Annotated in this window: 22 protein-coding genes and 1 tRNA gene; 11 read left to right on the forward strand and 12 right to left on the reverse strand. The window is 61.7% G+C overall.

Annotated elements, in window-relative coordinates; all coding sequences use genetic code 11:
• The 8 genes from AC0L2A_RS32530 to AC0L2A_RS32565 form a co-directional block, all read right to left on the reverse strand.
• Positions 1-1537, reverse strand: a 1537-nt coding sequence (locus tag AC0L2A_RS32530) for an FAD-dependent oxidoreductase (protein WP_473612304.1), incomplete at its 3' end; no start/stop codon positions are given.
• Between the two features lie 19 nt (positions 1538-1556).
• Positions 1557-2798, reverse strand: a complete 1242-nt coding sequence (locus AC0L2A_RS32535) for an MFS transporter (protein WP_473508059.1) — start codon at positions 2796-2798, stop codon at positions 1557-1559.
• A 115-nt stretch (positions 2799-2913) separates the two neighbouring features.
• On the reverse strand, positions 2914-3105 hold the full coding sequence (locus AC0L2A_RS32540) for a hypothetical protein (protein WP_091592996.1): 192 nt from the start codon (positions 3103-3105) through the stop codon (positions 2914-2916).
• A 398-nt stretch (positions 3106-3503) separates the two neighbouring features.
• Complete coding sequence (locus AC0L2A_RS32545; protein WP_023796767.1) at positions 3504-4301, reverse strand: ABC transporter ATP-binding protein; 798 nt, start codon at positions 4299-4301, stop codon at positions 3504-3506.
• Positions 4302-4312: 11 nt separating this feature from the next.
• Entirely contained in the window at positions 4313-5209 is an 897-nt protein-coding gene (gene ntrB / locus AC0L2A_RS32550; protein ID WP_091592770.1) for a nitrate ABC transporter permease, read from the reverse strand.
• Positions 5210-5268: 59 nt separating this feature from the next.
• On the reverse strand, positions 5269-6585 hold the full coding sequence (locus AC0L2A_RS32555) for a CmpA/NrtA family ABC transporter substrate-binding protein (protein WP_128172928.1): 1317 nt from the start codon (positions 6583-6585) through the stop codon (positions 5269-5271).
• Positions 6586-6945: 360 nt separating this feature from the next.
• The gene (locus tag AC0L2A_RS32560; protein ID WP_473612306.1) at positions 6946-8184 is read right to left on the reverse strand and encodes a CmpA/NrtA family ABC transporter substrate-binding protein; all 1239 of its coding nucleotides are present in this window, start codon (positions 8182-8184) and stop codon (positions 6946-6948) included.
• 2 nt (positions 8185-8186) lie between these two features.
• Positions 8187-8786, reverse strand: coding sequence for an ANTAR domain-containing response regulator (locus AC0L2A_RS32565; protein WP_023796771.1), 600 nt, complete (start codon positions 8784-8786; stop codon positions 8187-8189).
• Positions 8787-9468: 682 nt separating this feature from the next.
• Here AC0L2A_RS32565 and AC0L2A_RS32570 point away from each other — a divergent pair.
• The 4 genes from AC0L2A_RS32570 to AC0L2A_RS32585 all read left to right on the forward strand — a co-directional run bounded on the left by AC0L2A_RS32570 (position 9469) and on the right by AC0L2A_RS32585 (position 13261).
• Complete coding sequence (locus tag AC0L2A_RS32570; protein ID WP_473612307.1) at positions 9469-9684, forward strand: hypothetical protein; 216 nt, start codon at positions 9469-9471, stop codon at positions 9682-9684.
• A 1619-nt stretch (positions 9685-11303) separates the two neighbouring features.
• Entirely contained in the window at positions 11304-12098 is a 795-nt protein-coding gene (locus AC0L2A_RS32575; protein ID WP_473612308.1) for an ATP-dependent DNA ligase, read from the forward strand.
• A 459-nt stretch (positions 12099-12557) separates the two neighbouring features.
• A complete protein-coding gene (locus AC0L2A_RS32580) occupies positions 12558-12851 on the forward strand; it encodes a hypothetical protein (RefSeq protein ID WP_091592992.1) in 294 nt (97 codons plus the stop codon).
• A 158-nt stretch (positions 12852-13009) separates the two neighbouring features.
• The gene (locus AC0L2A_RS32585; protein ID WP_139172577.1) at positions 13010-13261 is read left to right on the forward strand and encodes a hypothetical protein; all 252 of its coding nucleotides are present in this window, start codon (positions 13010-13012) and stop codon (positions 13259-13261) included.
• Between the two features lie 149 nt (positions 13262-13410).
• Here the strand turns inward: AC0L2A_RS32585 and AC0L2A_RS32590 are convergent, their stop codons facing one another.
• Positions 13411-13743: a hypothetical protein gene (locus AC0L2A_RS32590; RefSeq protein ID WP_091592761.1), complete on the reverse strand. Its 333-nt coding sequence runs from the start codon at positions 13741-13743 to the stop codon at positions 13411-13413.
• A 147-nt stretch (positions 13744-13890) separates the two neighbouring features.
• On the opposite strand from AC0L2A_RS32590, the gene AC0L2A_RS32595 reads away from it, so the two are divergent.
• The 3 genes from AC0L2A_RS32595 to AC0L2A_RS32605 all read left to right on the forward strand — a co-directional run bounded on the left by AC0L2A_RS32595 (position 13891) and on the right by AC0L2A_RS32605 (position 15439).
• Entirely contained in the window at positions 13891-14367 is a 477-nt protein-coding gene (locus AC0L2A_RS32595; RefSeq protein ID WP_473612310.1) for a hypothetical protein, read from the forward strand.
• A 401-nt stretch (positions 14368-14768) separates the two neighbouring features.
• Positions 14769-14966 (forward strand): hypothetical protein, encoded by a 198-nt coding sequence (locus tag AC0L2A_RS32600; protein ID WP_473612311.1) that lies wholly within the window; start codon positions 14769-14771, stop codon positions 14964-14966.
• A 26-nt stretch (positions 14967-14992) separates the two neighbouring features.
• Complete coding sequence (locus AC0L2A_RS32605; RefSeq protein WP_473612312.1) at positions 14993-15439, forward strand: ion channel; 447 nt, start codon at positions 14993-14995, stop codon at positions 15437-15439.
• Between the two features lie 1111 nt (positions 15440-16550).
• Here the strand turns inward: AC0L2A_RS32605 and AC0L2A_RS32610 are convergent.
• Together AC0L2A_RS32610 and AC0L2A_RS32615 are read right to left on the reverse strand one after the other, a co-directional pair.
• Positions 16551-16626, reverse strand: a tRNA-Ala gene (locus AC0L2A_RS32610).
• A 170-nt stretch (positions 16627-16796) separates the two neighbouring features.
• Complete coding sequence (locus AC0L2A_RS32615; protein WP_023796772.1) at positions 16797-17183, reverse strand: TIGR02300 family protein; 387 nt, start codon at positions 17181-17183, stop codon at positions 16797-16799.
• A 196-nt stretch (positions 17184-17379) separates the two neighbouring features.
• Between AC0L2A_RS32615 and aroA the strand changes: the two genes are divergently transcribed.
• The 4 genes from aroA to rpsA all read left to right on the forward strand — a co-directional run bounded on the left by aroA (position 17380) and on the right by rpsA (position 21617).
• Positions 17380-18738: a 3-phosphoshikimate 1-carboxyvinyltransferase gene (aroA, locus tag AC0L2A_RS32620; RefSeq protein WP_473612313.1), complete on the forward strand. Its 1359-nt coding sequence runs from the start codon at positions 17380-17382 to the stop codon at positions 18736-18738.
• Positions 18739-18741: 3 nt separating this feature from the next.
• Positions 18742-19068: a hypothetical protein gene (locus AC0L2A_RS32625; RefSeq protein ID WP_473612315.1), complete on the forward strand. Its 327-nt coding sequence runs from the start codon at positions 18742-18744 to the stop codon at positions 19066-19068.
• Positions 19065-19715 (forward strand): (d)CMP kinase, encoded by a 651-nt coding sequence (gene cmk, locus AC0L2A_RS32630; protein ID WP_287344923.1) that lies wholly within the window; start codon positions 19065-19067, stop codon positions 19713-19715. The genes AC0L2A_RS32625 and cmk overlap by 4 nt, the downstream gene beginning before the upstream one ends.
• Before the next feature lie 204 nt (positions 19716-19919).
• Positions 19920-21617 (forward strand): 30S ribosomal protein S1, encoded by a 1698-nt coding sequence (rpsA, locus tag AC0L2A_RS32635; protein ID WP_027151507.1) that lies wholly within the window; start codon positions 19920-19922, stop codon positions 21615-21617.
• Between the two features lie 147 nt (positions 21618-21764).
• On the opposite strand, the gene AC0L2A_RS32640 is transcribed toward rpsA, so the two are convergent.
• Positions 21765-22472, reverse strand: a complete 708-nt coding sequence (locus AC0L2A_RS32640; RefSeq protein WP_473612316.1) for an SDR family NAD(P)-dependent oxidoreductase — start codon at positions 22470-22472, stop codon at positions 21765-21767.
• Positions 22473-22626: the final 154 nt, after the last annotated feature.

The following is a 22626-nucleotide window of genomic DNA, read 5'->3' on the forward strand; positions in this document are numbered from 1 at the left end:
TTTCTTGCGGTGGGTTTTTTTTTTTCTCCGGTCGTTTGGTTTCTCGCCCGGGGCCCCCCCCCCCCCCGCGGGGGGGGCCCCCCCCCCCCCCCCCCCCCCCCGCCGCCGGATTATATTTGTCGCCGATGGTAAGTGCCATCAGCTTCTCGACCAGCCCGGTGCAGGAGCCGCAGGAGGCGGACGCCTTGGTGTGAGCGCGCACGTCGTCGAGCGAGGTCAGGCTTTTGGCCGTGATCGCGCCAGTGATCTTTCCCTTGCAAACGCCGTTACAGCCGCAGATTTCCGCATCATCCGGCAAGGCTGCAACGGCCGCCATAGGGTCCAGGGAGGCGCCTCCCTGGTATGAGTGGCCGAAGATAAGCGTGTCGCGCATTTCCGATATGTCGGTCTGCTTCTTCTTGAGGTCGTTGAACCAGGCGCCGTCCGCCGTCTCGCCGTAAAGCACGGTGCCGATGATGCGGTCATCCCTGAGCACCAGCCGTTTGTAGACGCCGGCGGCGGCGTCGCGCAGCACGATCTCCTGGCGGTCCTCGCCCTCGGCAAAGTCGCCGAGCGAGAACAGCTCGATGCCGGTGACCTTGAGCTTGGTCGGCGTGTCCGAATGGACGAAGGCGGCGGCCTCGTCGCCGGCCAACTGGCTGGCGGCGACACGCGCCATCTCATAGAGCGGTGCGACCAGGCCGTAGACCATGCCGTTGACCTCGGCGCATTCGCCGAGCGCGAAGATGTCGGGGTCGTTGCTGCGCATGCCGGCATCGACGACGATGCCGCGATTGACGGCAATGCCGGCGTCTTTCGCCAGCGTCGCATTCGGCCTGATGCCGACCGCCATGACGACCAGCGTCGCCGGGATGACGGTGCCGTCGGCGAGTTCCACCTGCTCGACCTTACCCTTGCCTGTGATCGCCTGGGTGTTGGCCTTGGTGATGACCTTGATGCCGCGTTGCTCGACAGCGCGCTGCAGCAGATAGCCGGCGGCCGGATCGAGCTGACGCTCCATCAGCGTCGGCATGACATGCAGCACGGTGACGTCCATGCCTTGCGCGTTCAAGCCCGCTGCCGCCTCCAGCCCGAGCAAGCCGCCGCCGATGACCACGGCCTTGGCCCGTGACTGCGCGGCCAGCATCATCGCCCGAACATCGTCGAGATCGCGATAGGTCAGGACGCCCGGCAGATCATGGCCGGGCACCGGGATGATAAACGGCACCGAGCCGGTGGCGATGACGAGCTTGTCGTAGGGCTCGGTCACGCCATGATCGGAGGTGACGGTCTTTGCCTGCCTGTCGATGGCGACGATCTTGTGGCCCTTGTAGAGGGTGATCCCGTGCTTGATGTACCAGCCATCGCCATGGATGATGATCTCCTCATAGTCCTTTTCGCCTGACAGAACCGGCGACAGCATGATGCGGTCGTAGTTCACACGCGGCTCGGCATTGAAGATGGTGACCTGGTAGAGGTCCGGCGCCTTTTCCAGCAGGTGCTCCAGCATGCGCCCGGGGGCCATGCCGTTGCCAATGATGACGAGTTTTTCGGTCATGTCCTGATCCACTCCTGTCTCATTCAGCCGCGTAGGAAAGGCCTGAAGCTTCGGCGGCGGCCGCGCGCTCCATCCGCCGGATGCTGAAGTGCATCCAGGCAAAGCAGGTGGCGACGATGACGAAGAGCAGCATGAAGCAACTCGACCAGACGCCGGTGAGGTCGTTGAGTGCGCCGAAGGCGATTGGCAGGATAAAGCCGCCGAGCCCGCCAATCATGCCGACAACGCCGCCGACCGCGCCGACACTCTGCGGGTAGTAAACCGGGATGTGCTTGTAGACGGCGGCCTTGCCAAGGCTCATGAAGAAGCCGAGCACGCAGGCAACGGCTATGAAGGCGAACGGGCCGATCTCGAAATGGAAGGCGATCGGCCCGCTGATGCCGTGCACGACGTAGTCTGCCGAGGGGAGAGACAGAACGAGAGTCGCGACGGCACTGACCGCGAAGGTCCAGTAGAGCACGGTGCGGGCGCCGATCCGGTCGGATAGCACGCCGCCATAGGCGCGAAAGATACTCGCCGGGATCGAATAGGCCGCGCCGATCATGCCGGCGGTCGCGATGCCGAATCCGTAGACGCCGATCAGGTAGCGCGGCAACCACAGCGACAGCGCCACGAATGCACCGAAGGCGAAGAAATAATAAAAGGCGAAGCGCCAGACCTGCAGGTTCTTGAGTGGCGCGAATTCCTGCAAGAAGCTTCTCGCGGGCGCTGCCTTGCCGGCGCGGCGCTCGCGGATGACCGGATCGTCGTCGGTGGTGAACCAGAAGACGGCGGCCATGACCACGAGTGCTGCCGCCCAGATCAGCGCGACCGACTGCCAGCCCCAGGAGAGAAGCACGAATGGCGCCAGGAACTTGGTGACCGCGGCGCCGACATTGCCGACACCGAAAATGCCAAGCGCCGTGCCCTGCTTGCCGGCCGGGAAGAAGCGCGAGACATACGCGACCCCGACGGCGAAGGAACCACCGGCGAGCCCAACGCCTAACGCGGCGACCAGCATCTGTCCGTAGGTTTGCGCAAAAGCGAGCAGGAAGGTCGCGACCGCCGCCGCAAGCATGGTCGCGGTGTATACCAGCCGTCCGCCAAAACGGTCGGTCCAGACACCGAGCACCATGCGCACGAGCGAACCGGTGAGGATCGGCGTGCCGACCAGCAGGCCGAACTCCGTCTCGTTCAGCCCAAGGTCCTGCTTTATGCGCACGCCGATGATTGAAAATATCGTCCATACCGCGAAGCAGACGGTGAAGGCGATGGTGGACATCACAAGCGCCTGGCGGGGAGCATTGTCCTGGCTGGGCGCGGCTGGGAGATTTGCGGTCAACGTCTGGCTCCGGTTTGCGGCGTGGGAGGCACCGCGGATGTTTGTGGGTGAATGATCAGCGGCGCGGCATCGGTGCGTGCAACGAGACCGGGCTCGCCACGGTCAGGTCCTTGCTTTCCGTCTTGGCGCCGACGGGAAACAGCAGGAGCGCGGCGGTGAACAGTGCCGCCGTCAGCGCGCTGCTGGCCAGAAAATCGCGGCGCGTGAAGTCCGCGAGGGACGCGGCAGTTCCGATCCGTTTCGTCATCGTCGTCTCCGGTTGGGCGCCGCTTGGGACCAGCGCCGTCGATCGCGTAAAAACAAAAAAGCCGCCGGTCAGGTCTTTGCGCGTCCGTCCATCCGGGATCGCGTATTGACCTGAGCGGCAGCTTTGCCTGTGGCGCCCGCCATTGGACGCCGTGTCACTTGGCCCTTTCGGACCCACAATCTGAAAAGCAGGAAGCGTGCCAACTCGACAGCGCTCCAGATTATCGAATGAAATCAATGTGAACCGCAACCGCGCGATTTTTGACCAAGCCCGGCAGCGGATCAAAGATTAGTCAGAATGCCTTGCACAGCAGCATAATATTTGTGCAATGCGGTAGATTGCCCATTGCCGATGCAGATTGCCAATTGTGGATGATGACGCGATTTCCGGTCATGGCCTCACTCCGCGGCTTCCACGAAGCGGTGGCGTTCATAGAGGAACTTCAGCACCGCCTCGCGGCAGCGCAGGAAGGTCCGGTCGGAGGAAAGCTCGATGCGCCGGCGCGGCCGGGCCAGCGGCACCGCAAGCACCTCGCCGATGGTCGCCGCTGGACCGTTGGTCATCATGACGATGCGATCGGACAACAGCACCGCCTCGTCGACATCGTGCGTGATCATGATCGTCGTCGAGCCAAGCCTCGAATGGATATCCATCACCGCATCCTGCAGATGGGCGCGCGTCAGAGCGTCCAGCGCACCGAAGGGCTCGTCGAGCAGCAGGATCTTCGGCTCCATGGCCAGCGCGCGGGCGATGCCGACGCGCTGCTTCATGCCGCCCGATATCTCGGCGGGCCGCTTGTCCCTGGCATGCGCCATCTGCACGAGGTCGAGATTGCGCATGATCCAGTCATGCCGCTCGGCCTTGGTCCTGGTCGAACCGAACACCTTCGACACCGCCAGATTGATGTTCTCGTAGACGGTGAGCCACGGCAAAAGGCTGTGGTTCTGGAACACCACGGCGCGCTCGGGTCCAGGGCTGTCGACCTCCTTGTCCTCGAGCAGGACCGCGCCGGCGGAGACTCTGGTCAGCCCGGCGATCAGGTTGAGCAAGGTCGACTTGCCGCAGCCGGAATGGCCGATGATGGAGACGAATTCGCCTTTGTCGATGGTCAGCCGGATGTCTTTCAGCACCTCGCTGACCTGGCCGCCGCGGGCAAAGGATTTGTCGATATGGTCGAGTTTCAGGTAGGCCGTCATCGCCCCTCTCCTCACTTTGCCGTTGTGCCGCGGGTGACGAAGGCGCCGGCCGCCGCGACCAAGCGGTCGAGGCAGAAGCCGGTGACGCCGATATAGGCGAGCGCGACGATGATGTCGGGCAGCCGCGACGAGTTCCAGGCGTCCCAGATGAAGAAGCCGATGCCGACGCCGCCTGTCAGCATTTCGGCGGCGACGATGGCGAGCCAGGACAGGCCGATGCCGATGCGCAGGCCGGTGAAGATGTAAGGTGCCGCGGCCGGCACCATGATCTTTACGAAGAATTCGAGCTGGTTGAGCCTGAGGATGCGGGAGACGTTTCGATAATCCTCTGGAATGTTGCGGACGCCGACGGCAGTGTTGATGATCACCGGCCAGATCGAGGTGATGAAGATGACGAAGATCGCCGACGGGCTGGAATCGCGGAAGGCAGCCAGCGACAGCGGCAGCCAGGCGAGCGGCGGCACGGTGCGCAGAATCTGGAACACAGGATCGAGGCCGCGCATCGCCCAGATCGACTGGCCGACCAGCGCACCGAGCGCGACGCCGACGATGGCAGCCAGGCCGAAGCCGATGGCGACCCGCTGCAGCGAGATCAGCACCCGCCAGGCCAGTCCGATATCCTGCGGACCATAGTCGAAGAACGGATGGGCGATCAGATCGTAGGCCTCGTTCCATACCTGGCTAGGTGGCGGCAAGCTGGCATTGGGCGACGAGCAGGCGACCTGCCAGACGACGAGCATGACGATGATGACTACGGCCGGCGGCACCAGCGTGCTCGCCAGCTTGCCGGCGATCGCGGTGGGATCGAAGCGGCGCCTCACCTTGGCGGTGAAAGCTATGACCTCTGCAGGCTTGGCAGGCGCGGGGAACGCCTTCACCTTGGTGTCCTCGATGGCTTGAATAGACATTTCGCAAAAAGCTCCTTGAGCACTGGCAAGCGGCGCAGCGGCGGCGCTTGCCGTCCACGTCAGGCCGATGCCTTGATCTTGAGGCTGTCGAGATAGGCGGACGGGTTGGCCGGATCGAAAATCTTGCCGTCAAAGAAGGTCTCGACGCCGCGCGATGGAGACGCCGGGATATCGGCCGCAGCAACGCCAAGATCCTTGGCCGCCTCGCGCCACAGATCTTCGCGGTTGACTTGATCGACCAGCGCCTTGATGTCGGTGGTCGCCGCGAATTTGCCCCAGCGGATGTTTTCGGCGAGGAACCAGCTGTCGTGGCTCTTGAACGGATAGGACACACCGCCCTTCCAGAACTTCATGTAGAGGTCGGTGCCGGTGGCGACGCGGTCATTGCCGTAATTGATGTCGCCCTTGAGGCGGCCGATGATGTCGGCTGTCGGCACGTTCATCCATTGCCGCTTGCCGATGATGGCCGCCATCTCGTCCTTGTTTTCCATGGCTTCGCACCATTGCTGGGCTTCCATGACGGCCATCAGGATCGCCTTGGTGGCGTTCGGGTTCTTGTCGATGAAGGCGGCCCGCAGGCCGAGCGCCTTTTCCGGATGGCCTTTCCACAACTCGCCCGTGGTGGCGGCGGTAAAGCCGACGCCCTGATGGACGAGTTGCTCGTTCCATGGCTCGCCGACGCAGAACACGTCCATGTTGCCGACCTTCATGTTGGCGACCATCTGCGGTGGCGGCACGACGATGGTCGAGACATCCTTGTTGGGATCGATGCCGCCAGCGGCCAGCCAATAGCGCAACCAGAGATCATGAGTGCCGCCCGGGAAGGTCATGGCGGCCTTCACCTCCTTGCCTTCGGCCTTCTTGGCCGCGAAGGCGTCCTTCAGCTTGGAGGCGTCGAGGCCGACGCCGGTGCCGGCATATTCCTGCGCGACGGAAATCGCCTGGCAGTCGTAATTCAGCCGCGCGACGATCGCCATCGGCATCGGCTGGTTGTTCTGCGTCACCTTGCCGGTATGCATCAGGTAAGGCATCGGCGTCAGGATATGGGCGCCGTCGATGCCGTTGGCTTCGCCGCCGAGCATCAGATTGTCGCGCGTCGCGCCCCAGGAGGCCTGCTTGAGCACCTCGACATCGGGCATGCCGAATTTCTCGAACAGGCCCTTCTCCTTGGCGATCATCAGCGGCGCCGCGTCGGTCAGCGCGATGAAGCCGAGCTTGGCGCCGGTGACTTCCGGTGCCGCGGGCGCCGCATAGGCGCCAGACGGCAGCAGCGCGCGTGCCGCTGCCAGGGTTGCCGCGGTGGCAGCACTTGCCATCAGAAAATTGCGGCGGGTCATGCCCTCGAGAGGGGCTTCAGTCTTGATGCGTTTCGTCATCGTCGTCTCCCGTTGGGCACTGCTTGGGATCAGCGCCGTCGATTGCCGTGCTCGGTCAAAACAAAAAAAGCCGCCGGCCAGGCCGCGCGCGTCCGTCCATCCGGGATCGCGTGTTGACCTGAGCGGCAGCTTTGCCTGTAGCGCCCGCCATTGGACGCCTGTTCCGTGACCCGAAAAGAGTCTGCTTATTGCAATGCAGGAACCGTGCCAGTTTCGGAATGGATGACAAACATCAATGAGATCAACGGCATGCCACAATCATCGGCGCGCTGGCCCGTTGGGCGAGCAAGCCAAAGATTGCTCATTAGCGCAGTTGCACGCATAATTTTTGTGCAATGCACAAGAATGGCGCGAAAATGATCAGGCTTCGGCGCGCGCCAATTTCTGCCCGGCAATGTAGGCGTCGACCTCGTCGGGATCGAATATCTGGCCATCGAAGAAACCATCGGGGCCGAGCACCAGACTGGCGCCGGCGGAGCCGACAGGTGTGGCAGACGCCAGCGCGCCCTCAACCTTAGAATTGGCGCCGGGAAGTGCGACGCCGAGCGGCTTCAGCGCTGCGCGATAGAGGTCGGGCCGGTAGGTGTCCCGCGCGAGCGCCATGTGGGCAGCGCTGTGCTTGACCTGCCCCCAACGGACCATCTGCGTGTAGAACCACAGCGCGTGGCTTTTCCACGGAAAATTTGCCGCCTTGCCGAAAGCCAGAAAGAAGTCCTCGACGGCCAGTTCCGCGCCGCCGCCCAGCGCAAGATGTCCGGTCAGGATCGGCATCTGCAGCGCCGGCGAAAGGCCGAGGAAGGAAGGCTGCGCCATCAGGGCGGCCAGTTCGCCGCGGTTTGCCGGATCCTGGCACCAGCGCGCGGCGTGATGGAGCGCGCGCAGCAGCGCCGAAAGCGCTTCCGGGTGTTTTTCGGCCCAGGCCTTGCGCACGCCGACGACTTTCTCGGGGCTGGTCTTCCAGATGGTGGCCTTGACCGTGGCGATATGGCCGGTGCCGGCGACGACCGAGGCGCTGTTCCACGGTTCGCCGGCGCAGTAGCCGTCGATCCTGCCGGCGGCGAGTGCGTCGGCCATGAAGGGCGGCGGCACGATGACGATTTCTATTTCGCGCGACGGATCGATGCCGCAGGCGGCGAGCCAGTAGCGCAGTTCGTAATTGTGTCCGGAGTGCGGATGCACGACCGCAAAGCGCAGGGGGTCGCGACCGGCATTTGCCCGTTCACGGATCAGCGCTCCCAAAGCCTTGCCGGCCCGCGCCGGATTGAGATCGGGCAAGGCGCCGTGCGCGGCCATGCCCGCCCAGAGCGTGTTCGAAACCGTTACGCAGTTACCGCCCAGTCCCAGCGAGAACGGCACGATCGTGTCGGAGGCGAGCGGGGTGAGCCCCAGATTGCAGGCGATCGGCATCGGCCCCAGCATATGCGCCAAATCGAAATGCCCGATCGCGATGCGGTCGCGGATGTTGGCCCAAGAGGTTTCGCGGCTGAGCGTCAGGTCGACGCCTTCGCGTGCGGCAAAGCCGATCTCCCTCGCTGCGACAAGGACGGCGCTGTCGAAGAGCGGTATGAAACCTGCGTTGATCTGGTGTTCGGCCGCCATGTTCAACTCTCTCCGGGATCCAGAAGGCCTGCCGCCGTCACCAGGCTCTGCGCGATTTCGCTGATCTTGCGGTTCTGGTTCATGGCGGTCTTGCGCAGAAGCGTATAGGCCGCGTCCTCCGACAGGCCGCGTGATCGCATCAGGATGCCCTTGGCGCGGTCGATGACCTTGCGGTCCTCCAATTCACTGCGGGCTTCCTCAAGTTCGCGCGCCATCCGCGAGAACGCGTTGAAGCGGCTGATCGCCATGTCTAGGATCGGCTTGACGCGCTCCTGGCGCAGCCCGTCGACGACATAGGCGGAGACCCCCGCTTCCACCGCAGCTTCGATCGAAGCCTGATCCGACCGGTCCACGAACATGGCGATCGGCCGCTTCACCACGCGCGAAAGCTGGAACATGTTTTCAAGCATATCGCGGTTGGGATTTTCGAGATCGATGACGATTACGTCCGGTTCGATCTCGGCAATGCGCCGCGCTATTCCCGCAACATCGTGAACGACCGTGACCTGCTCATGCCCGGCCTCCCGCAATCCCGCCTCGATGATGGAGGCGCGGATGTGGTTTTCGTCGATCACCAGGACGGTGAGGGATTTCCGGATCATGCCGCATTTTGCGCACGGCGCGCGATTGTGCAATGCGGCATGGCGAGAATTGACGAAGTCATCGCTTCGGGTGACCGTAACATGTTCGCGGAACCGACCGTTAAGCCTCTCTAAACGCATCTGACTTTGCTTTTGTATCCACCGCGCTATTTCCCAATTGCGACCTTGTCTCGCTGGCTTTGAAATTGGAGGTTTCCATGGATCGGCGATTATTTTTGACAGGAGTGTTTGGCGTTGCTGGGGCAGCAGCCCTTGCGAGCGCAGTTCGGCCAATCAACGCAGTGGCCGGCGTACCGAGCGCCAGAAGTGGCATCCTCGATGAACTCGACGCGCCGGGCAGGGAAGCCCTCGAGGATGAAAATACTCAGGCGGAGCCGGTTCGCCATAGACGCTGGCACCGCAGGCGGCGGCGCCGGCGGCGGCATTGGAGAAGGGTCTGTCGTCGTGCCTGGCGGTATGGCCGTCTGCGCAGACGGTGCTTTCGCAGGCCTGTTTGGGTTTGGGCCTGGTATTACTAGCAGTTAGTGTGCTGAAAACCCCGGTGGTTGCCGGGGTTTTCAGTCTCAGACTAGCCGAATACGGATCAGCCAGTCCTTCGCGCTCAGAAATTTCTACCAATCATTCCTGACCCCTAATGCAACCATTCCGTGACCTGCGAGTTGCGGCAGGGCGGGGTAGGGACATGCAGACATGGCAAAGCGTGAAAGGCTGGGCTACCCCCCAACTTGCCGAGGCCATTCGGCAGTTCATCAGCGCTGAAGACAATCGCCATCACGTACACAAGCTGCTTGGGCTGGAGGTCGAACAGGAATTGACGCCAACGCTGGCATCATTGCTAGAGGCGATCGGCAAGGCCGGTCGGGACGAACTCCATAGCTGCCCTGACGGGTCCTGCTAAGGAAAGCCCGCCGCCGTTGAGGAACAAGCGACGGGCCCACAACGGCTGTGCTTCCACGGAGAACTGGCCGCCGCAATTCTAAACCCGCGCGGGCCTACATCGTTCCTCTTCCCGCTCTAAATTACCCTCCATGGCAACCTACTGGTTCTCCCCTCCGGTGTTCGTGAAGACCGAAATGGTCGGTGTCAGCTATGCCTGCAACAATGTCCGAGGTGCATCCGAGCAGCTCCTGAAGTGGTCCAAGAGGGCCCAAGTGGAAACGTGCGTCGGCCCTCTGCCTTCAAGCCCTGGGGGGTGAGGAGGTTGACCCTAAGGAAGTACGCAAGGACTTGGAGGCTGCTGCCGAGGAGGAGGGGGTACTATGGCCCATGAAGCTCTCACTTTAGCTCGCATGAGCCTGTTATCCGATGGGTCGTAAGAAAATTTGGCCCGGATATTCCGACCCCTCCTTTTGACCCGTTGAACCCGCTCACCCGAATTGTCTATCCGAGCTAGCTCAAGCGGCCGATTTGGGGGCGATCTTTATCGGCTACTAATGACCTGTCGTTTGACGCTGGGTTGGGTGGGCACGCGCGTCAGGCCGGAGTGTAGGCTGGGGTACGGAAGTCGCAATCTTTGAAGGCCCGTCCCCGGCCGCACTCTTGAGACACCCGCCCGGGTGACCTTTGGGGCCGGCACTAGCCGGTGTAAGACTGACAGGGTGCCCAAGGCTCCGCTGTCTGGGTCCTGTCATCGCTCAGTCACTATTTAGTTGTGCTGCCACTGCACCCCGCGAAGGCAGCTCAAAGCAGCGGGGACTAACCCCAAGCCCCCCCACCCGGTCCCCGCTGCTCATTTACCGTCACGGAACCCCGAAGGTCTAGCCGACCCAGAGCGCCATCTTCAGCGCCTATGCCAGCGCCTTCCGCATCGCCCTCGTCGCATGCTCCAGCCGCCTCTCAGGCCCGCCGTATCGTTCGCTACGTCGCCAAGCGCGTGGCCCTCTCTCCCAAGCATCCGTGCCTAGGTCCTCGCCTCTACCAAACACATGAGCATCCCCTAAATTACCCTCATAGCTCTCCATTGGTTTCACCCTCCGGTCAACATCGAGACAGACCGACCTGGACTCACCTATGGCTGCAACAACGTCGAGGGTGCCGCCACGGAACTTATGAAGTGGGCCAAGCGAGGACCCAAGAAGCCTGCATGGCCTGCCTTGGAGACGAGGGCACACCCGACGACGTAAGGAAGGCCTTAGAAGCCGCTGCCAAGGAGGAGGGGTTGCTGTGCTCCTCTGGTTAGGTCTCCATTTGCGTTATTTGTTCTATCTCGTCTCACGTTGGTCGCTACAGTGCGTTTGATGGGGCGGCCCGACAGCCACTTGGGGGGCGACTATCGGGGCCGCCGGGCCTAGCCAGCGGGGGGCGTTTCGTTTCGCCGGCTGGAACGAAATTATATGCAGCTTCATGCATCATTGCTAATTTAGTAAAACGGTCATGGTCCGTTCTCCTAGCCATCAAATCGGATGAGCCTAGGTTCGAATAAGTGCGTAAAATTGTCAGTACCGGCGTCGGCCGGCTTGAGTTCATTCCTCCGATGACGCCTACCTTGGTCGCCAAGCCGCCCCAAGGCGACGCTGGATGCATGAAGCCAAATTCGACGGCTACCGCTCCCAAATCATCATCGACGCCGGCGGTGTGCGGATCTTCACCCGCCGCGGCCTAGACTGGACATCGAAGTACCGCGACCTAGCTGCGGCGGCGCAAACGCTGGACGTCGAGAATGCCATCATCGACGGCGAAGTCGTCGTCTTGAATGAGGCTGGCCTGTCGGACTTTGCCGCGCTGCGCAAGGCCATCACCAGGCCCCAGCACGACCTCTATTTCGTTGCGTTCGATCTCCTGCATCTCAACGGCCACGATCTGCGCGACATGGTACTTGAGGATCGGCGGGAAATCCTAGCCGGCCTCATAGGGTCTGACAGCCGCATCCAGTTCAGTGAGACCATTCCGGGCGAGGCTAATGCGATCTATCATCTGATCGGCGCGGCTGGCCTGGAAGGGATGGTATCGAAGCGTCGGGACAGCAAATATCGCAGCGGCCCGACCACCAATTGGCTGAAGACAAAATCCTTCACAGAAAGCGAGTTTGAACTACTCGGCGTCGAACGCGAGAGGGGCAAGCCCGCGTTTGCTCTGATGGCTGACCCAGCCACCCGCAAATATGTCGGCAGCGCGTTCGTGAGCGTCAATCGCGAGATGCGGGAACGACTTTGGAAAAGGGTCCAGGAGCATGCCGGGTCACCGCCCAAGGACATGCCAAAGCGACCGGCAACGCAGTGGGTCAAGCCGGGCATCAAAGCCCGCGTGAAGCACCTCAGGGGCGAGGACGACCTTCGCCACGCTTCGCTTCAGGACTTCTGGGATGAAAGCTAGCTTTCCGCGTTCTATGCGCTGCCGCTTGTCTCGCTTTCCTCGTCAAGTGCTGAGGCACCGGCAAAATAGGCGTTGGCAATCAGCCAAATTTAGCGGACTAATGGTTTCCAGCAAAGGACGCGCGGCGTGGTATACCATCACTATCCGAGGAAACATTGGATACGCAGCCGCTCAGCGCCATCAAAATCAACACCAAAAATAGTCGCATCTTTCCCTCCGAATTGGGGGCACTTAGCACGGATGTCATGCTGGTGCCTGGCCGCCGACCGAAAGCGAGGCCCGTTCAGAAACTTATGGAGACCGACATTCCCCGGATGAACCCGGTTCTGGCGACACAGTAGCCGTCATGGCCGCCCCAGGCAATGTTGAGCGCGGTGCGGGAGGGTAAGGCCGCCATTGCACAGCTGCCCTGCGACATGCGAGTTTGTCAACCAAATGGCTCATCATGGGAGTCTCGTCATGTCCATTCGCCGGATTGCGTTGACCTCGGCAGCGGTCATGCTTGCCTTCACAACCCTCGCCCAGGCCAGGCCGGACGCCCGCGCCATGACCTGCCAACAGACGCAGGCGCTAATCCAGAGCCATGGCTCGGCGGTGCTGACCACCGGCCCGAACACCTATGCCCTCTACGTCCGCCGGTACAGCAATGCGTGCGACTGGTCGGAAATCCCAGCGGTAGGGTTTGTGCCGACGCTCGATGGCCAGTGCTTGGTTCATCGATGCAGAGAGCCGCTCTACACTCCTCCCGGCTGACGGTGACGAGCATAGCTATTCTGCTGCGCCTTTCGGCAGGTAGCCCTTAGCCTCAAGGTTTTCTCGACATAGGCAGCAACCATGCGCCTGTCTGGGAACGGAGTCGCATCATCGGCGTTACCGGCCAGCCAAACGCTGCGATGATATGGAGGAACGGCGTGATCGAGTTGACTGAGAAGGAAAAGCGCTTTCTCAAGCGCGTTGACACCATCACTCACGTTCCCTGGTCGAACAAAGTCACCGCCGCAGATTCCAAAGGCAAGCCAATGCGGATCGCACGGGCGACGTTTGCCCGATTAAGAGACGACGGCATCATCATCCGATCTACTAGCGACCTAACCTCGAACACCTACGTCATTAATTCTGCACCCGTGACGCCACAAGTCGAGGAAGTGCAGGAAGCGTCCTGATCGGGCGGGGGCACGGCGGCGCGTCAATCCTCAGCCTCACGCCGGCGCCGCCACCATTCTCTAGGCCGGAGGGTGATGACGCGCAAACATTCGCCGACGAGCGTTCGCAATGAGAGAGGCGGGCGCTCATTCCGCCTCTCGGTGTCGGCTCAAAACGTCGTGCAGTTCACGGTGTTGCCAAAGCGGTTGCAAGTCGTCGTTTTCGGCTGACTGTTTTGCATGTCGGCAAATGCCGCATTCGCCTTGGCAGATGCCCTGCCGCGAGACGAAATGGACTCGTTTTGGATGCATTGGGCCATGGCCGGGGTCCCTGGCTCGAAGCCGTAGGAAACGCATCGGTTGCGGAAATAGGTTGCCTGTTCCGCCTGCGGTGTGGTGGCAAACCAAGCAGGTGAGCCAGGCATACCTAGGCCCGAACCGGAGCAGCCGCTTAAAAGGATGGTCGCGGCCCCTGCCGCCGCGAAAATATGGTATTTGCGCATGCTGCCCCCTGCGCATGCACTGAACTTCAAAAGCTTCGGCCCCGCAAGGGCCGGCGCGGCGCGCAAATATCCCTTCGAAGCCGAACTTTGGGCAGCGCAGCTGGCGGCGTCGGTTCTCCAGCTGGCTTCCGCAGGGGACGCATCAGCATGAGCGCCGGCGTCAAGACAAAGGCGCTGGCTGCATTCGTGCGGCAGTGCCTTGATCCGCTGCCCGATGCCGTCCTCATCGACACGCACCACAATCAGCTCATGCGTCAGGCGCGCCGACTTCCTTGGCGCAAGGCTGATGCTGTCACCAGCCTGGCAACAGCGGAAACGGCTTACTGGCAAGAGAAAAGCATTCACGCGATGTACGTCCTGGAGGACGAGGACAAATCTAGCGCCTATTCTGACAAACGGATGATCAGCGTCGACAGGAGCCGGCAGGCTGTGGCCGATCAAATCCGAGTTCCAGCGCCCGATCTAATGGCCGTCCAATGGAAGCGAGAAGCCGCAAAGGACCGATATCTGCCGATCGGCGAGGACGAAGTCGCCAAGCTCATCGCGGCGGACGAGGCGTTTCTTGCAGCGCATCCGATCACGAAGCAACCTCGTAGAAAACGTGGGCGGAGCGACCATCACTGAACAGGACAAAAACTGTCATAGCCCGCTGCCTCACGGTGGCGGGTTTTTCTTTGCGTGAAGCTCCAATTAGGATTGACACCTAGCGGCATTTCTCCCTCGCCCCGTCATGACCGAACCGTAACCTCGACCGGCAAGGGGGAGCGCTGGTTTTGCAGCGAGGCAGAAGCCCGAGCGGCCGGCTGGCGAAAAGCGCGACGGTGGCGTCCGCCTTGCTCCTGTCCCGCAGCTATTGCGCGATTTTGGTTCCGTTGACGCCCGGCAATCATGGAAGGCCGAGGGGCGAGTGATCGAGCTCCGGTTCCCATAGCACACTAGCCCAGCACTAAGCCTGCAATCAAAACGGCAAATCCGATAGAAAGCGGGACCGCCAAAAGCCAGCCCGCCTCCAAAACGCTATTTTCTTGCCGATCCATAACAGTCTCCTCTTTGATGCTGCCCCTGATTACGAAAGCCATTGGGAGCGGTTCGGTTCCGACGATTTTGCCAAGGACCCGGGGAGATTGCACCACCGGGTGCTCGCGTTCGTCCTCACCATTCGCGTGTTCGGCATCGCATCGCGTCGCGTCAGGTCGACGCTGTTCGAACCGCTCGCGCGGTGATAAGCGGTTGAGGATCTGAGTCCTACTTGAAGGTACCGCAATTGCTCATCGCGTTCGCCATATCTGTAGGTCTCGCACTGGTAACGGTTCTGATGCACTATGAAGTGCTAAATATCGCCGGAACGATGAGGCGTCGTTTTTCACTTCCGATGCGGGTTGATCTGCTGCTCTTGGTCGTCGCAGCAATCATTGCTCACGTGGTGGGGATCTGTCTTTTCGCGCTCGCCTACGCCTGGATGAACCACCATCCAGACCTTGGAAGTCTCGCAGGCTTGTTTTCCGGAAGCGCAGCGGATTTCTTCTATTTCTCGGTCACCTGTTACACGACGATCGGCTTTGGCGAAGTCTATGCCACTGGGCCGATGCGAATCGTTGCTGCCTTGGAGGGTCTCAACGGACTCGTCCTGATCGCTTGGTCAGCATCGTTCGCATACGCATCGACTTCGGATCTGTGGAAGCGGGAGCAAGACTGACGCGCGTTTCAGAGGTCGTGTTCCTTCGTCATAGCTGTTCGCGCCGAAAGGTGCGGCGGGCTTTTTCGTTCGGGCGCCAAGGAGCTTGTAACCGTTTACCTGAATGTTCCCATAGGGGCTTATTCAAAATTTCGCCACTGCACCGCTATCAGAACGGCCCGTTGCTATAGCGTGGTAATCGGGGCCATTACCAATGGCTTAGCCCATTTTAAATAACGGGTTCCCGGCTAATCCACTGCCGCTGATAAACAGCAGGGAAACAGCGAGCAGCCTGCGGCCCAGACCCTTTTGAACCCTTTTGAGTGCTCCCTGTAGGGCGCCCATAGAAAATTTCGGCCAGCTGATAGGCGATGCCTCTCTGGTGCGGCTTACGGCGCTCTAGGCACCTCAAAGTGGTCCCGTCGCCATCGCGATCCAGCTTGGAAATGTGCGGAACCGTACGAAACGGATTGCACGGCAACCAACGCGGTGGCCGGGCATTAATTTAGCAAAGCATCAAATAGGAAAGCATCGGGAGGAAGACCATGCTGCACCTTAACATGCCTGGCGAATTTGAGGTCGGCGATGAGGTTGCGCTAGCAGGTACCGTCATCTCCATTCTCCCTAGCGGCCGAGCCAGAGTGAGCATTCCATCCTATGACCATCCTTACACGCTAGAGCCGCCACCCAAAGCCCGGGCCGGCGACCGAGTAGTTCTTGTTGGGGACGTCACCCGCATCGATCGCGGAGCAGACAAACTCACCGTGCGGATTGACTGCGGCGGCGTGATTACGGTCGCCAGGTCGGCAATCACTCGGCTGAGGAAGCACCGCCGGGCTTCAGCCGGTTGACGCTACGGCGACACAACGGCCTGCGCTCGTCGGCATACGGAACATGCAAGCGTATCGTGCCTCAAGCCAATCTAACTTCGAGGGACCTAGGCCTGCGCTAAAAAGTCCGAACATTTCCCATCCCCTCGCCTTTCGGCAAATCTGGCGGAAAACGGAGACTAGGCAAATTTTGCGACCCCTAAAAAGCGCCTCGGGGTGCCGCGGCGGTGCCCCGAACCATTTCAGGGCAACAGGCCCCCGAGGGGAAGAATGCTAATCAACTGAAATCATTATAGAAATTTTGGTGGAGCCAATCGGAATCGAACCGACGACCTCTTGAATGCCATTCAAGCGCTCTCCCAACTGAGCTATGGCCCCACTCCGGCAGTCAACCGGCGCCGTTGCCGGCGAAGAGATCCGGCGCGGGTTGAGACCGCGCCGTTAGTGCAGGCGGCTTCTAACCCCGCCTTCCGTCAATATCAAGCCTTTAAGAGCCGCTTTTTATCAAGAACCCGCGAAAGTCGGCGGGCGCTGTGTGAGAGGCCGGATCAGACTTCGTCGTCGTCATCGCCGACGCCGATCATGTCGGCGACATCGTCGTCCTCTTCCTCTTCGTCGGCGAGGAAGGTATCGTCGTCGTCGCCGAGGTCCACATCGTCCTCGTCATCGCCGAGATCGGGAAGATCGTCGGGCTTCGTATCCTCGTCCGCCTCTTCGAGCGAGACGACCTCGACGCCCTCTTCCTCCTCGGCGTCGACTTCCTTCTCGGCAACTTCCTCTTCCTCCTCAAGGGCGGCAATCTTGCCTTCCTCGAAATAAGAGCGGGGATAGTTCTTGCCGGTATAGGGCGAGACGATCGGATCCTTGTTCAGATCGTAGAATTTTTGACCCGTCTCGGGGTCGATGCGTTTGGTGCCAAGTTCGGGTTTTGCCACAGCAAGCCTCGTCGATGAAAGTTTGGTCCCCATAACCACAGTTTACGGCGCTGTCAAAGCCTAAAGCCAGCGTCACAAATCCCCGCGTTGAGCGACCTCTCGCAAGGGGATGACCAATTCCGCCCGCCGTGATACGAGACCGCGCAAACCAGAAGAAAAAGGCCAGCCACCGGCGTTTTTCACCCAAGGAAAACCCATGTCGCATACTGCCGCCCCGAAACCGGCCACCGCCCGCAAATCGCCAGCGCTTTCAGGCACAGCACGGGTGCCCGGCGACAAGTCGATCTCGCACCGCTCGTTCATGTTCGGCGGCCTCGCCTCCGGCGAAACCCGCATCACCGGCCTGCTTGAAGGCGAGGACGTGATGCGCACGGGCGCCGCGATGAAGGCAATGGGCGCGCATATAGAGAAGCGCGGCGCTGAATGGGTGATCCACGGCACCGGCAACGGCGCGCTGCTGCAGCCGGAAGGCCCGCTCGATTTCGGCAACGCCGGCACCGGCTCGCGCCTCACCATGGGCCTGGTCGGGACCTACGACATGGAGACGACCTTCATCGGCGACGCCTCGCTGTCCGGCCGGCCGATGGGCCGCGTGCTCGAGCCGCTGCGCCAGATGGGCGTGCAGGTGCTGAAGGCGACGCCCGGCGACCGCATGCCGATCACGCTGCGCGGCCCCAAACACGCCGCGCCGATCACCTACCGCGTGCCGATGGCCTCGGCCCAGGTGAAGTCGGCGGTGCTGCTCGCCGGGCTGAACACGCCCGGCATCACCACCGTCATCGAGCCGGTGATGACGCGCGACCACACCGAAAAGATGCTGCAGGGATTCGGCGCCAATCTGTCGGTCGAGACCGACGAGCGCGGCGTGCGCCACATCTTCATCGAGGGCCAGGGCAAGCTCACCGGCCAGACAATCGCTGTGCCGGGCGACCCGTCATCGGCCGGTTTCCCGCTGGTGGCGGCGCTGATCGTGCCGGGCTCGGACATTAAAATCGAAAACGTGCTGATGAACCCGACCCGCACCGGTCTTTTGTTGACGCTACAGGAAATGGGCGCCCGGATCGACGTTCTCGACCCGCGCAATGAAGGCGGCGAGGATGTCGCCGATCTGCGGGTGCGCTATTCCGAGCTGAAGGGCGTCACCGTGCCGCCCGAACGGGCGCCGACGATGATCGACGAATATCCGGTGCTTGCTGTCGCGGCGAGCTTTGCCGAGGGCGAGACGCTGATGCAGGGGCTGGAAGAGCTGCGGGTGAAGGAATCGGACCGGCTGTCGGCGGTCGCCGAAGGGCTGAAGCTCAATGGCGTCGACTGTACCGAGGGCGAAGCCACACTGGCCGTGCGTGGAAAACCCGGCGGCAAGGGGCTTGGCCAACATCCGAACGGAAAGAGCACCATCGTCCAGACCCATCTCGACCACCGCATTGCCATGAGCTTTCTGGTCATGGGACTGGCAACGGAAAAGCCTGTCACCATCGACGACCAGGCGATGATCGCGACCAGCTTTCCGGAATTCATGGGGCTTATGAAGGGGCTGGGGGCGGAGATCGATTAGCCGATGTTGCAGGATTGGCCAATCCTAGCAGCTTGCCTGGGAGCTGCGCTGATCCCGTATCTGATCGAACGCCTCGTTTTTAAAGTACGATTTGGCATTTTCGCTTTTCTTTTCTGGCTTTTGGCCCTTCAATTCACGACCATCTACTTGTCATTTTATGCAACCAAATTTCTTGAGAATAACGACTGGGTCTTTCTTGCGGGGCTTTTCAAAGCGTTTGGAGCAATGGCCTTTATGACAATTGGCGTAATTCCTTTAGTTGCGTTGCCATTATCGGTTTTGATCGCGTTGGCGGTACTGGCGTTCCGTCTGTTTAGGCAAGCTAGATGAGTCCAACCTTCACCATCGCCATCGACGGCCCAGCAGGCGCGGGCAAAGGCACCCTTGCCCGCCGACTGGCCGACCATTACCGGCTGAACCTGCTCGACACCGGCCTCACCTATCGCGCGGTGGCCCATGCGTTGCTTCGGCTCGGCCTGCCGCTCGACAATGTCTCGGCCGCAGAGACCGCTGCCCGGCAGGTCGACCTGGCCAAGCTCGACCGGTCGGTGCTGACGGCGCATGCGGTCGGCGAAGCGGCTTCGAAAGTGGCTGTCATCCCTTCGGTGCGGCGCATACTGGTCGAAAAGCAGCGCGAATTCGCCAAGGCGCCGCCGGGCGCCGTGCTCGACGGCCGCGACATCGGCACCGTGGTCTGTCCCGACGCCGACATAAAACTCTATGTGACGGCGAGCGCCGAGGTGCGGGCACAACGCAGGCTGGCCGAGATCGAGAGCATCGGCGGCACCGCCGACTTCGACGATATCCTCGCCGATATCCTGCGCCGCGACGAGCGCGACATGGGTCGCGCCGACTCGCCGCTGAAGCCGGCCGCCGACGCGCACTTGCTCGACACGTCGGAAATGGCTATAGAAGCCGCGTTCCTGGCGGCCAAGGCGATCATCGACGACGTTCTGGCCAAGAGAAACAAAGCCTGAGCCGGGTTTCCTGCCGTTGCCGATTGCCGGCGGCGAAAAGATACCCATATCGGGCACGAACCAGCCTGCCAGCATTCTTCATGCGCCGGAATTGCCGCTTAGGCGGCCAAGGGCCTTTTTGAGGCCCGGAACGCCGGCAGGCCAACGCAACGCTAACCCACGGCGCCCGCCCCGCTTGAGATGCGGGGCATTCCAGGAGAAACTATGTCAGTTGCAAATCCCACTCGCGATGATTTCGCGAGCCTGCTCGAAGAATCTTTTTCCGCCGGCCATTCCGGCGAAGGCCAGGTCGTCAAGGGCACGATCACTGCGATCGAAAAGGACATGGCAATCATCGACGTCGGCCTCAAGGTCGAAGGTCGCGTGCCGCTGAAGGAATTCGGCGTCAAGGGCAAGGATTCGACGCTTAAGGTCGGCGACACGGTCGAGGTCTATGTCGAGCGCATCGAGAACGCGCTTGGCGAAGCGATGCTTTCGCGTGAGAAGGCCCGCCGCGAAGAGAGCTGGGTCCGTCTCGAAGAGAAGTTCACCAAGGGCGAGCGCGTCGAAGGCGTCATCTTCAACCAGGTCAAGGGCGGCTTCACCGTCGATCTCGACGGCGCCGTGGCCTTCCTGCCGCGCAGCCAGGTCGACATCCGTCCGATCCGCGACGTCTCGCCGCTGATGCACAATCCGCAGCCTTTCGAGATCCTCAAGATGGATCGCCGCCGCGGCAACATCGTGGTGTCGCGCCGCACCGTGCTCGAGGAGAGCCGCGCCGAACAGCGTTCGGAAATCGTGCAGAACCTCGAAGAGGGCCAGGTGGTCGAAGGGGTCGTCAAGAACATCACCGACTATGGTGCGTTCGTCGACCTCGGCGGCATCGACGGCCTGTTGCATGTCACCGATATGGCATGGCGCCGCGTCAACCATCCGACCGAAATCCTCAACATCGGCCAGACGGTCAAGGTGCAGATCATCCGCATCAACCAGGAAACCCACCGCATCTCGCTCGGCATGAAGCAGCTCGAGAGCGATCCGTGGTCCGAGATCGGAACGAAATTCCCGATCGGCAAGAAGATCAAGGGCACCGTCACCAACATCACCGACTACGGCGCGTTCGTCGAGCTGGAGCCGGGCATCGAGGGTCTCATCCACGTTTCGGAAATGTCGTGGACGAAGAAGAATGTACATCCCGGCAAGATCCTGTCGACGACGCAGGAAGTCGACGTGGTGGTGCTCGAGGTCGATCCGGCCAAGCGCCGCATCTCGCTCGGCCTCAAGCAGACGCTCGAGAACCCGTGGCAGGCTTTCGCCAGCAGCCATCCGGTCGGCAGCCAGGTCGAGGGCGAGGTCAAGAACAAGACCGAGTTCGGCCTGTTCATCGGCCTCGAAGGCGATGTCGACGGCATGGTCCATCTTTCCGACCTCGACTGGACCCGTCCGGGCGAGCAGGTGATCGAGGAGTACAATCGCGGCGACATCGTCAAGGCGCAGGTGCTCGACGTCGACATCGACAAGGAGCGCATCTCGCTCGGCATCAAGCAGCTGGCCAAGGATACGGCCGGCGAGGCGGCGACTTCAGGCGAACTGCGCAAGAACGCGGTCGTCACCTGCGAGGTTACCGGCGTCAAGGATGGCGGCCTGGAAGTGCGGCTGGTCGACAGCGGCATCGAGACCTTCATCAAGCGCTCCGACCTCAGCCGTGACCGCGACGAGCAGCGCCCCGAGCGCTTCACGGTCGGCCAGAAGGTCGATGCCCGCGTCATCGCCTTCGACAAGAAGACCCGCAAGCTGCAGGTCTCGATCAAGGCGCTGGAAATCGCCGAAGAGAAGGAAGCGGTCGCCCAGTACGGCTCGACCGACTCCGGCGCTTCGCTGGGCGACATCCTGGGCGCCGCGCTGAAGAAGCAGGGTAGTTAGGTCCACTAACGCCGCGCCTCGCGCGGCCTGTTAAAAAACCCCGCCGGAGCGATCCGGCGGGGTTTTTGTTTGACCATGGTCAGAGCATCGTAACCCCAAACCTGGCAAACCGGTTTTGGGAAATCCGCGCTCAAACAAAGAGACAGATCAGGCCCTGCCGTAAAGCGGCACCAGTGTGCCGCTCATCGCCAGATTGGCCGGCGAAGCGAGGTAGGCGATCGCTTCCGCCGCCGCTTCGAGGCTGACCCATTTGCCGAAATCGGCGGCCGGCATGTCAGCCCGGTTGGCCGGCGTATCGAGGGTCGAGGGCGCGACCGCATTGACCAGGATGCCCTTGCCCTTGAGTTCTTCCGCCATCGCCACCGTCATTGCCGCGACCGCTGCCTTGCTGGCGGCATAGGCGATCATGCCGGAACCGCGCCGCAGGTCGAGCCCGGCACGCGCCGTGATATTGACGATGCGGCCCGACACGGAAGATTCCAGCATTGAGCGGATCGCCGCGCGGCAGCACAGGAAGGTGGTGCGGGCGTTGGTGTCCATCATTTCGGCAAAAGACGCGGGCTCGATCTTCTCGACCGGCGCGGCGGTGAAGCCGCCGGCCAGATGGATGGATGCCCACAAATCCGTAATACTGGCGAAGAACGCATCGACCTTGGTGGGATCGGCGAGATCGACATTGTGCGCCAGCCTGACACGCTCATGTGCCGGGAAGGGAAAATGAGCGGGCGCGGCGGCATGGGCGTTCGGCACATGGCAGATCGCGCCCTGCTCCAGCAGTTTGCCGACAACCGCGCCACCGAGCGCTCCGGTGCCGCCGGTCACCACAACATGCCTGCCGTCCAGTGTATCCGTCATCTACGACCGCTCCTGTCACTCTTATGCCGCACCGCCGCCGAAGGTCGCGCCTTTCGCGCAATCACTCAACCGAAATCTGATGACGCAGCGCCGCTTGTGCGCGTCAGAACGTCGGCCATCCGACGCGGATCGCATCCCCAGGCAGACGCTGCCA

It is taken from the genome of Mesorhizobium sp. WSM4844 (assembly GCF_055811775.1).